Origin of the sequence: Planktotalea sp. (assembly GCF_018607995.1) — a bacterium.
In the GTDB taxonomy this organism is placed as follows: Bacteria; Pseudomonadota; Alphaproteobacteria; order Rhodobacterales; family Rhodobacteraceae; genus Planktotalea.
This window is the reverse complement of the sequence record NZ_JABBAL010000025.1, coordinates 1-10529: the sequence shown is the minus strand read 5'-3', so window position 1 is coordinate 10529 and position 10529 is coordinate 1. Positions and strand designations below refer to the sequence as shown.

Below are 10529 nucleotides of genomic sequence, written 5' to 3'. Positions count from 1 at the left end.
ACAAGTTCTAAGCAAAGCGATCAAAAGCACATAGCAAGGGGCGGTCGTTGGCTGCACCGCTGTTTCAGGGCGGCAATCTCACGGCACAGCTTCAGGCCATACGCTCAGCACTAATTCCATTTAAAGCGGTTATCTGAGTATCGAGGTGCTGGCTCTCAGTCGAAACACGTGCGTATCCAATAATCATGTCTTGATGGTATCTAAAACGGTTCAAAACACAAAAGATTTTGAACTGGGTTTTTGAGCCCTCTAAAGGCCCTAAAACACGCGGGTAGGGTAGGGAGCTCAAAAATGACCGTTTGTGAGCTGAGCGTAATCGCGGTGTGGAAATTACTGCGGCAGTGTAAACCGTGGCCTGTTCTCCATTGGGCGAACGTCAAACTTCAAATCCGAAACTGACCGGCAGGAACAGATCCTAGCGGTTCAGAATCGAGGTTGGGCATCCGCATTCGCCCCTTTTGGTTTACCGTTCACCGAAGTTATGCAACGGCAATAACATATTGTTTACGAACGTATTTTTCGACATGCCAAACTGGTTGTAACCCGTTGTCCATCACGAATGCATCGCCTGCTTTTACGACACGGCTTTCACCATCGGCGGTTTCTATCCGCGCTTCGCCTTCAAGAATGTGGCAAAACTCGATCTGGTCGTTCATCGGTCCACGAAAAACACCTGCCGTGCTGTCCCACATACCGGATTTGAACGCGCCATCAGAGCTAACGAAATGGCTCCAGACCTTTTGCTTAGGCGTCCCTTCGATGATATCATCTTTTACCTCTTTGTCGAAAGGCGTGATGTCTTGCTCTGCGAAGTTGATAAACTGCATGGCGTGTCCTGAATTTGATATTACTGGGAAAGTGCTTCAAACATTAAAGCGACGGCTTGCGCGCCTGGATCGCGGTGGCCCTCAAGCTGGGCTGCTCCGACATAGCTTGCGCGCCCTGCTTTTGCCTGCAAAATCGCAGCGGTGGAGTCAGCGCCAGTTCTTGCAGCTTGTGCCGCTGCGCCTAGTCCATTGTTGAGTGCCACGAGTGCAGGCTCCAAAGCGTCGATCATTGTGCGATCGCCAATCGCTGCACCACCCACGGACTTCATGCGCTCCAATCCAGCTTGCAGCGCGCCTTGAAGGGATGCTCCCGTAGCCGCAGCTTCACCCGCAGCGGTGAAGAAAATCGCGAGCAGGACACCAGAAGAGCCCCCCATGATCTGCCCTAACTCTTGACCGATGGCCCCAAAAAGATCTTCTGTGTTGGCCATCGGGAGGCGATCTTGCGCAGAGGCAAGCCCGCGCGCCGCACCCGCAAGGGTCGAGCCAGTGTCGCCATCGCCTGACTTGGCATCAAGCGTGTTGAGTTCAGCCTCGGACGCGATGAAGGTCTTACAGATAAGATCAAGAATTTGTGCATTCTTCTCATCAGTAGAGGCTTTGAAGGTACGAAGCGCCAAGCCCTCCGGCATTGGCTGTGTCTGTGGCGCACCAAACGACTTGCAGCCCGGCCATGCAGCAGGGGCGCAGGGCGCATCAAGATGTGCAATATCAGCGGCACTGGCAGGGACTACAGTCAGAGAAAAGCCGTGCATGTCCAAGGAGGTCATGAGTGAAGCGGGTCCTACAATGTCGCTGACTTTGTCCGCAATGCTTGAGTGAGCCAGAGCGTTTGCAAGCACAGACATTTCCAAGACAGACGCGCCACCAAGGTTGTTAAGCAGCGCCACATGTGGCGTGTCACCCATAAGAGGAGCCATCTTATCACTCACAGCTTTGATAGCGGCATCTGCGGTTGAATAGTCGATTTGCTCTGCGCCGGGTTCATTGTGAATTCCCAACCCCAGCTCTGCCGTATTTTCAGAAATTCGCGCCTCTTTAGGCGTGCCAGGAATAGTGCAGGTGTCGAGCGACATGCCGATGGTAAGCGCACTCTCACTAACCTTTTGGGCAGCAGCCGTGACCTCATCCAAAGAAGCACCGCTTTCTGCCAAAGCTCCCGCCACCTTGTTGACCAAAAGTGTTCCTGCCAAACCGCGTGGCTGTGCGAGATCGGGCAATGCAATGTCATCGCCCACGATCAACATATTCACCTTGAGACCCATCGCGCGGGCGCGTTCTGCGGCAAGACCAAAGTTCAAACGATCCCCAGTGTAGTTCTTCAAAACAAGCAAGCAGCCTGACGAGCCTATAACAGCAAGAATACCTGCAAGCACCGCGTCGACAGAAGGGGAGGCAAAGATGTCGCCACAAACTGCCGCAGTCAGCATGCCTTGACCTACAAAACCAGCATGCGAAGGTTCATGACCCGATCCACCACCACATACGATTGCGACTTTCGATTTGTCCCAATCGTTGCGTACGACCACTTTGATATGCGGAAAGCCATCGAGTTTCGCCAAAGCGCCACCTGACGCCTGGATCAGCCCATCTATCGCTTCTGTTACAGCGTTTTCGCGTGAATTGATGAATTGGGTCACAGGGGGTCTCCGTTTAGGGGCAGTTAGCCGCTCAATTTATATTGAGGTTCATGCGCCGTTAGTGAGCGAGTCGAACTTGTCTTTGAGAGTCATAGCTGGGGCTGCCAACGGAATGAGTCGGCTGGTCAAACCATGCATCGGTATAGGGCTGATATCTTGTACTGGAAACGGAAGCGCGTCGTCAGTTGCGCCAAGTAATTTGCCTGATAAAGCCCGCCCCATAACAGATGTCATCGCAATGCCACGGCCGCTAAACCCAACGCCAGCAAGCACGCCAGGAGAAGGTTCGTGCATATGTGGCATCATTTCAGGGGTTACCGCGATGCGGCCCGCCCATTTCCGTTCAATCTCGATATTCCCAATTTGGGGGAATACGGTTCTAAGCCCGTCGCGCAAACGTCCTAAGCTGAGCACATCAGCATGATCTGTGCTTCCGACGCAGCCAAAGATCAAACGGCCATCGCGATCATAGCGAGAATAATAAATCGCAAGCCGCGAATCCGAAATGGTTACAGAGCCCGGCAGAACCGTCTTTTGTTCGTCAGTGGTAAGTGGGCGGGTCGCAAGTGACACGCTGACGAGAGGGTGAAACGTCTGCTTCAATCCCGGCCATATGTCGTTGGAATAAGCGTTGGTCGATATCACGACGTTCTCTGCCGTTACTTCGCCATTTGGTGTCTTCGCCCGCCATTTGCCATCCACGCGTTGTAACGATGTAACGTGCGTTTCTTTAAACATTTGAGCCCCGCGATCGATTGCGGCTTTGGCATATCCAAGCGTCAAAGAAAGTGGATGCACATGACCACCCGCGCTATGCTTCAAAGCCCAGCTATACGCGGGAGAACCACTAGCTTTCTCAACTGCATCGCCTTCGATCTCGGAGATATCGGCACCTGCATCGGCCCAGGCTTTGCCGAGACGTCGCATGTCTTTGATCGCCTTGCGTGTATGTGCTGCTTGAACCCAGCCTGCCTGTACTGCATCACAATCGATCTTGTAGTTTTTTATGTCATGGAAAAGATCATCTGCCGAGGAAAGCGTCGTGCGGATCAGGTTTTTACCTTGTTTGACACCGAACATTTTTTTGATGTCTTCCGGAGTTTTGCGCCAAATCGGATTGCATTGCCCGCCACTGCGACCAGATGCACCCCACCCGACATTCTTAGCATCAACTACCGCGGTCGAAACACCGGCATCAACCAATCCTAGAGCGGTTCGACACCCAGTCAGACCTGCGCCAATGACGAGGACGTCTACGTTCAATGAGTCGCTGAGGCGCGCAAGTTTAGGTGCCGAGATCGACGTTGTTGTCCAGTGTATTTCTTCTTGAACGGGCATAGACCTGAGCGCTCCGATAGGTTCCGCAATGTGAAACTAAAATATCATTAAAGAAAACTATGCGGCAATCTACCGACGGTCAACTGAGCTGGAGAAATTTATTTAAAAAAGAGCCTCACTTACGTGGCGGATGCTCACCTAAAAATCAAAGAAATTATCAGAGACAGTTGATAAAAGTCTTGGCAGTGAGATGTCGCTCAAGCAGCGTGGTTTTAGTAGATGAATTAGCGAACTGGAAGTTGCAGTTGGACCGCCGATTTTGAACACCATGGCGGATCTAATGTCGAAACAGCTTACATCCGCCATGGTTTCCATCTGCCTAGTGCTTCAATCTGCGATCCTCATTGGAGGATGAAACTGGCCATTCTCGCAAAGGCCCCGTCACTTTTCCTATCTCGTCTACATAAACCCTGAGAGCGTGATGTCCGCAAAGCGAACCTAATCTGAGGCGGATAAAAATGTCTTCGCCAAGTTTTTTTATAGCGGTCGGGAGCATGAGCCCATTGTGAGGGACCAATTCCATGGTCCCATTTTCGTCGAGTTTCTCAAGTCTTGCTATGATTGGCCCAAATTTTCTGTCCTGAAGTTCTATCAAATCGCCTTTATAAAATCGTTGAAGCAACTTCGCGGCTGGATGTGTTTTGGATTCTCTTTGCTGATTGGCGACATGTACCGACACAACATGCACAACCATTAAACCGTTAGGTAAAGTCCACACTTCAAAAGATTGGTTGGCACCACTAGCTAGGACCCTTGTAAACATTGCCATTTGAGTCAGTCACGAAAACAACACTTTTCCGTTCAATCATGCGCAACCTTCGAATTCCATAGTAAGGATTGGCCATGCCAGATGTCAAAACCCTTGATTTAGAAAATCTGACAAGGGACTTTTGAAAGTCCTTTTTGCTTCGCCTATTTGTCTCCAAATTCAAAACTGGCGGTCGATTTGCTTACAGGCACTTGATTGCAACAAATCTAAGCGCAGACTACAGCCTGCGCTTTTTGTCTTCAAGGCAAGATTGTTGGTTTCATATTACTACATTTCAGTTCCATGTAGTCGAATTTAGTGTTCTTCTAAGCAATGTGCCTTTCGAAAGGGAGGAACGACAATTTCGTTTGGATTCAAAATGCAAAGCTCTATCATACACAAACTTTTGGCTCTACTTACGGCTGTTAGTCAGGCTCAAAAACCTCTGACATTCTCGGAGATTGTAGAGAAGACCAAGCTCAACAAAAGCACGATCCACAGATTGCTCGCAATCGGCGTTGAAGAGGGGATGCTGCGATTTGAGCCACAAAAGAAGGTCTATTTGCTTGGAGTGCGATTGTTCGATCTAGTTCGCAGTGCGTATAGCGGTCTGGACATACAAGAACTGGCGCTGGATGAAATGATCCGGTTGCAAGGACTTTTTGACTCTCATGTCACTCTCGGTGTGCCTGCGGGGCTTGAAGTCGTCTACTTGCGTGTGTTGGAACCTTCTAGGTCAATGGGTGGAGTTCAGCGTTCCGGAATGCGTGAACCAGTGCATTGCTCTGCTTCCGGCAAAGCCTTGCTCGCATTTTTGCCACCGCTTATTCTTGATGCCAAGTTGAATGATTATGATTTTGAGCGGTTCACCGAACGCACCATTACAAAAAGAGCAGACTTTGAAGCAGAGCTTCAACAGGTTCGTGATAAGGGCTTTGGCTGCAATGACCGCGAAGAATACGATCACTTTCTTGGCATTTCAGCGCCGATTTTTGATTATCTGGGTGAGCCAATCGCGGTTCTGAACCTTTGGTCAACACATCCAAGACACAAGATTAAAGACCTAATAGACTGGAGCGTCGAGTTGAAAGCCTCGGCAAATCGGGTGACAGACTTGATCGGTGGCATTTCCCCAAAAAACCCTCAACCAAGCTGAGAACGGAAATACGGTGCGACTGGAAACAGCAATCTTTTCGATGCGAGAGAAGGGCCAGTGGGAAACTGGACTGACATCAACGCTCAAACTGGCCCGATGTTTTGAGGACGCTTTCATTGTAGCCTAACGATCGTAGGAAACAGCGGGACATAGAATCGGCTTGAACTCTGTTTTTTTAGAGTGTTGTCTTTGATGCACGTTGTTGGTCGAAGAAAACAATTGACGGGTCACAAGGCTAATCCTTAGTCTTATTTTACGAAAAACTGGTTTTGCAATGTGAAACTGGAGGTGTTCTGAGAATACCAACTAACCAACTGGGAGAACAAAATGAAAAAAACAATTCTAGGCGCAGTACTTGGCGCGACAGCAATGCTGTCCGGTACGACTGCTATGGCGGATGGCCACGGTGAAATCACTGTTGCGTACTTCCTAGAGTGGCCAATGCCGATGATGGCTGCAAAAGCCGCGGGTACCTATGACGAAGCGCTTGGCACAAAAGTGAACTGGGTATCCTTCGAGACGGGTACGGCAATGTCTGCAGCTATGGCGTCTGGCGACGTTCAGATCGCTTTGTCCCAAGGTCTGCCGCCATTCGTGGTTGCCGTTTCCGGTGGTCAGGACCTTCAGTTGGTTGACGTTGCTGTGAGCTACGCCGAGAACCAAGGCTGTGCGGTTCACGCTGATCTCGAGATCGACAAAGACAACGCAAGCGAGCTGGCTGGCAAGAAAGTTGCTGTTCCACTCGGTACAGCGGCGCACTACAGCTTCATCCGTCACATGGACCACTTCGGTGTGCCACTCGATAGCTTGTCGATCGTTGACATGCCTCCGCCCGAGGGCGCGAACGCTCTTGGCCAAAAAGCTGTTGATTTCGCATGTGGCTATGGTGGTGGCTGGGCGAAAATGCAGGAATTCGGTGACAAGCTTCTCACAGGTGCAGAAAAGCAAGACATCGGTATCCTCGTATTTGACGTAACTTCTGTTCCTGCAGCCTTCGCGGCTGAGAACGGCGACATGCTCGCGAAGTTCCTCAAAGTGACAGCTGATGCAAACGCACAGTGGGCAGCTGACCCATCCGAAGAGATGCTGGCAGTGATTGCTGAGCAATCTGGTATGGACCTGGAAGCAGCGCGCGGCGCGATTTCCACGATGTCCTTCCCAACAATCGAAGACCAGCTTTCTGAAGCATGGCTCAACGGTACAGCGGCTGGCTTCATGAAAGGCGTGGCAGACGTCTTCGTAAACGCGAAGTCCATCGACTCCGCTCTGGACAGCTATGAGGGTGCATTGAATACAGCGCCACTCGAAACTGCAAAAGGCATGTAAGCCCAACTGGCTTTCAACTTCGAACCCGGCGCTTTATTGCGCCGGGTTCACACCTTTCAAGCAGCACACATAAGCTGCGGTGAACAACAAAAACCGGCTTGCAAGGGAATCCACTAATGTCCGGCCTTTCCATACAAAACTTATCCATGCGTTTCGAGCTGCCAAACGGCGGCGCGGTTCAAGCGCTTGAAGATGTCTCACTCGACCTCAAAGCAGGCGAGTTGATGAGCGTGCTCGGTCCATCGGGCTGTGGCAAAACCACTCTTTTGAATATCGCCGCGGGTTTCTTGGCTCCGACCAGTGGTAAGTTGATCCTGAATGATCACGAAATTCAAGGCCCCGACGCGGAGCGCGGCATGGTCTTCCAGAAGGGCGCTTTGTTCGAATGGATGTCCGTGCGTGAAAACGTCGGCTTTGGTCCGTCTATGAAGGGCATGCCAAACGCCGAAAAGCGCGAGACTGTTGATCATTTGCTCGATGTTGTTGGACTTCAGGACTTCAAAGAAAAGGCTGTCTACGAACTGTCTGGCGGTATGCAGCAGCGTGTGGCTTTGGCCCGTTGCTTGGCCAATGATCCTGATGTGATCTTGATGGACGAACCGCTCGGTGCTTTGGACGCTTTGACCCGTGAAAAGATGCAGAGCCTTGTGCTCAAGCTTTGGAAAGAGACGGGCAAGACGATTATTCTGATAACCCACTCTGTTGAAGAAGCGCTTCTTCTGGGCGAGCGTCTCATCGTTATGGCACCGCGTCCGGGTCGTATTCACAAAGAATACAACCTGCCATTCGCAGAAATGGGCGTTGATGCAGATCTTCGCGAAGTGAAGAAACATCCTGATTTTGCAGTGAAACGCGATGAAATCCTGTCGATGATTTGGGACATGGAAGAAGAAATTATGGGCCGCACGGAGAACGCATCATGACTGGTCTTTTCGTACTCGCCATTTACGTGGGCATCTTTGTTGCCTCTTTCTTCATCATTACCAAAGTCGTCGCACGTGCCACGACCAAGGATTACACATCGCTCAAGACCGTTACTTTCGGTGACGAAAGCGCTGTGCGCCCGAACCGCGCGGCAGGGGTGATCTCGATCCTTACGCTGTTCCTGATCTGGGGTATGTTCACGGGCTCTACCTTGTTGCCAAAGTTCCTACACGCGCCCGGTCCTTTCGCAGGAGACATTGAATTTACATACACAGCTGAAGCCGGAGACGGTGCGCGCGATGATGCAACTGTTTCGGTTGTCGTCTTCCCACGTGATGCAAAAGTCGATGCGCCAGAGGTTGAAGCAGGCGACGGGTTTGCCAAGAACGACTCTGCGGCCATTCAGCAATGGCGCACGGGTCTTGTGCGCGTTGATAAGAACGATGAGATCACCAAGAAAGACGGTGCTAAAGTCGTTGCTATCAACGGAACACCAATAGCACCCGGCGGAAAAGTGAAAATCGAAGGCGGCACAGTGACACTGTCTGACAAAGGAACGCCAAACGTGGCTCCGACCCGTGGTTGGCAAATGGAGCCGCTTTATCTTCCAGCGCCGGAAACCGTGTGGAAGCGTACTTTCAAAGTGCTTGACGAAGGCTTTCGCGGTTTCACGCTTGTACAGCACCTTGGGTATTCGCTATTCCGTGTTGTCGTTGGCTTCTTCTTTGGCGCTTTGATTGGTATTCCGCTGGGTTATGCGATGGGCCTTAGCAACTGGTTCCGTGGATGGTTCGATCCAATCGTCGAATTCATGCGCCCTGTGCCGCCGCTCGCGTTGATCCCGCTTGTTATCATTTGGTTCGGCATTGGTGAGACAGGTAAAATTATCCTGCTCTTCCTCGCTGCCTTATGGATCATGGCCATCGCTGCGCGCTCTGGCGTATCTGGCGTGAACATCTCCAAAGTGCATGCAGCCTATTCGTTGGGTGCAAGCAAATGGCAAATCATGCGCTACGTCATTATTCCCAACTCGCTGCCTGAGATCTTCACCGGTGCGCGTGTTGCGATGGGTGTTTGCTGGGGCACGGTTGTTGCGGCGGAACTTGTCGCGGCTGAGCAAGGTGCAGGCATGATGATCATGGTCGCTTCGCGTTTCCAAAACACGGACATCGTGATTTTGGGCATTATTCTGATTGGCGTCATCGGCTTTGGCATCGACATGTTGATGCGCATGGCAGAGCGTTATCTGGTGCCTTGGAAAGGCAAAGCTTAACGACCATGAAAGGCGATTTGAAAAGGGCCCCTTCAAGGGGCCTTTTTTGTGCGCGGCGAGGACTTGACCTGAAAGACCTTACGCCAATAAGATAAAACATTAGTTTTGTTTTATGAAATTTTTTGGAGCAGGGGCATGACACACGTTGACGAAGTGGAGGATATCGAGATCCCAGCCGGATCTTCGAGCGTTTGGAACTACCATCCAAAACTTCCAATCGATATGTCACCGGTTTTCGACCTTCCGCCAAAACCAAAGGCAGCGCTGATTTGGTTGTTGCGTACTTGGACCAAGCTGTCGCCGCCTGTCAGTCACATTATCTTCGCGATCATCGCTTTCTTGTTCCTCTGGCCAAGTATGGCGGAAATGAGCACATTGGCCCCAAACTGGGTGCTGAGCATCTACAGCATCAATCTATGCGCGGTGTTGATCCTTGGAACAGCGCTGCATCTTTATCTCTATACATTCTCTGGCCAACAGATGCGGCTGAAATTTGACTTGCGCCCTATGGAGAAGAGCGCTCGCTTCACTTTTGGCGATCAAGTCTGGGACAATCTTTTTTGGTCGTTGATCTGGGGCATACCGATTTGGTCTGCTTGGATGGTTCTTTACTTTTACGCTGCTGCAAACGGCTGGATTTTAGCGCTCGATAGTTTTGGATCCGCTCCGATTTGGTTTATTGCATTCTTCTTCGTGATCCGCTTTTGGCAATCGTTCCATTTCTATTGGATCCACCGCCTGATCCACTTGCCGTTTTTATTTAAGACCGTTCACCACATTCATCACCGCAATATCAACACTGGCCCTTGGTCAGGCCTGTCGATGCATCCAGTTGAACTTTTGTGCTACTTCTCTGGTATCCTCATCCACTTTGTCCTGCCCTCGCATCCTATCCACGTAATCTTTCACATGTTCTCGCTCAGCCTTGGCGCGCTCTATTCGCATTCGGGCTTCGACAAGCTCCTCATTAAAGGGCGAGAAACGATCAAGGCCGGCTCATTCCATCACCAGCTTCATCATCGTTTTTTCGAGTGCAACTATGGCTCTGAAGAGATGCCGCTGGATCGATGGTTCCACAGTTTCCACAATGGCACAGACGCCGCAACCAAACGCATTCGCGCCCGTAAGAAACTTATTTTTGCCCGCAAGTAGTCCGTCAAGAGAGAGCTTTCGATCAAACATATCTATACCTATGGCGGTCAACCTGCACAGCGTCATCTAACAGTTGATTGCTTGATAAAAAACTGTATCCCGTCACGGGCTTTGAGACAGAGCGGCAGTTTTGCTTAGCGAGAGT

Annotated in this window: 8 protein-coding genes and 1 pseudogene; 6 read left to right on the top strand and 3 right to left on the bottom strand. The window is 50.9% G+C overall.

Annotated elements, in window-relative coordinates; all coding sequences use genetic code 11:
- Window positions 1–479 precede the first annotated feature (479 nt).
- The 3 genes from QZ280_RS10830 to QZ280_RS10820 are packed head-to-tail and all read right to left on the bottom strand — an operon-like array spanning window position 480 to window position 3805.
- Window positions 480–827 (bottom strand): cupin domain-containing protein, encoded by a 348-nt coding sequence (locus QZ280_RS10830; protein WP_293443921.1) that lies wholly within the window; start codon window positions 825–827, stop codon window positions 480–482.
- A gap of 20 nt (window positions 828–847) precedes the next feature.
- On the bottom strand, window positions 848–2467 hold the full coding sequence (locus QZ280_RS10825; RefSeq protein WP_293443918.1) for a dihydroxyacetone kinase subunit DhaK: 1620 nt from the start codon (window positions 2465–2467) through the stop codon (window positions 848–850).
- A 48-nt stretch (window positions 2468–2515) separates the two neighbouring features.
- The gene (locus QZ280_RS10820; protein WP_293443915.1) at window positions 2516–3805 is read right to left on the bottom strand and encodes an FAD-binding oxidoreductase; all 1290 of its coding nucleotides are present in this window, start codon (window positions 3803–3805) and stop codon (window positions 2516–2518) included.
- Window positions 3806–4932: 1127 nt separating this feature from the next.
- Here QZ280_RS10820 and QZ280_RS16360 point away from each other — a divergent pair.
- The 6 genes and pseudogenes from QZ280_RS16360 to QZ280_RS10795 all read left to right on the top strand — a co-directional run.
- Window positions 4933–5085 (top strand): annotated as a pseudogene (locus tag QZ280_RS16360) (helix-turn-helix domain-containing protein); the annotation flags it as partial.
- A gap of 39 nt (window positions 5086–5124) precedes the next feature.
- Window positions 5125–5709 carry an IclR family transcriptional regulator C-terminal domain-containing protein gene (locus QZ280_RS10815; protein ID WP_293443912.1) on the top strand — a complete coding sequence of 195 codons (585 nt, stop codon included), beginning with the start codon at window positions 5125–5127 and terminating at the stop codon, window positions 5707–5709.
- Window positions 5710–6036: 327 nt separating this feature from the next.
- Complete coding sequence (locus tag QZ280_RS10810) at window positions 6037–7035, top strand: ABC transporter substrate-binding protein (protein ID WP_293443909.1); 999 nt, start codon at window positions 6037–6039, stop codon at window positions 7033–7035.
- Between the two features lie 116 nt (window positions 7036–7151).
- Entirely contained in the window at window positions 7152–7958 is an 807-nt protein-coding gene (locus QZ280_RS10805; RefSeq protein WP_293443907.1) for an ABC transporter ATP-binding protein, read from the top strand.
- Window positions 7955–9232, top strand: coding sequence for an ABC transporter permease subunit (locus tag QZ280_RS10800; protein WP_293443904.1), 1278 nt, complete (start codon window positions 7955–7957; stop codon window positions 9230–9232). The genes QZ280_RS10805 and QZ280_RS10800 overlap by 4 nt, the downstream gene beginning before the upstream one ends.
- A gap of 135 nt (window positions 9233–9367) precedes the next feature.
- A complete protein-coding gene (locus QZ280_RS10795) occupies window positions 9368–10384 on the top strand; it encodes a sterol desaturase family protein (protein WP_293443901.1) in 1017 nt (338 codons plus the stop codon).
- Window positions 10385–10529 lie beyond the last annotated feature (145 nt).

Bases quoted from the DNA above. Each gene is read 5' to 3' on its own strand.
- QZ280_RS10805 (WP_293443907.1), top strand. From the start codon at position 7,152: ATGTCCGGCCTTTCCATACAAAACTTATCCATGCGTTTCGAGCTGCCA.
- QZ280_RS10830 (WP_293443921.1), bottom strand. From the start codon at position 827: ATGCAGTTTATCAACTTCGCAGAGCAAGACATCACGCCTTTCGACAAA.
- QZ280_RS10820 (WP_293443915.1), bottom strand. From the start codon at position 3,805: ATGCCCGTTCAAGAAGAAATACACTGGACAACAACGTCGATCTCGGCA.
- QZ280_RS10810 (WP_293443909.1), top strand. From the start codon at position 6,037: ATGAAAAAAACAATTCTAGGCGCAGTACTTGGCGCGACAGCAATGCTG.
- QZ280_RS10800 (WP_293443904.1), top strand. From the start codon at position 7,955: ATGACTGGTCTTTTCGTACTCGCCATTTACGTGGGCATCTTTGTTGCC.
- QZ280_RS10795 (WP_293443901.1), top strand. From the start codon at position 9,368: ATGACACACGTTGACGAAGTGGAGGATATCGAGATCCCAGCCGGATCT.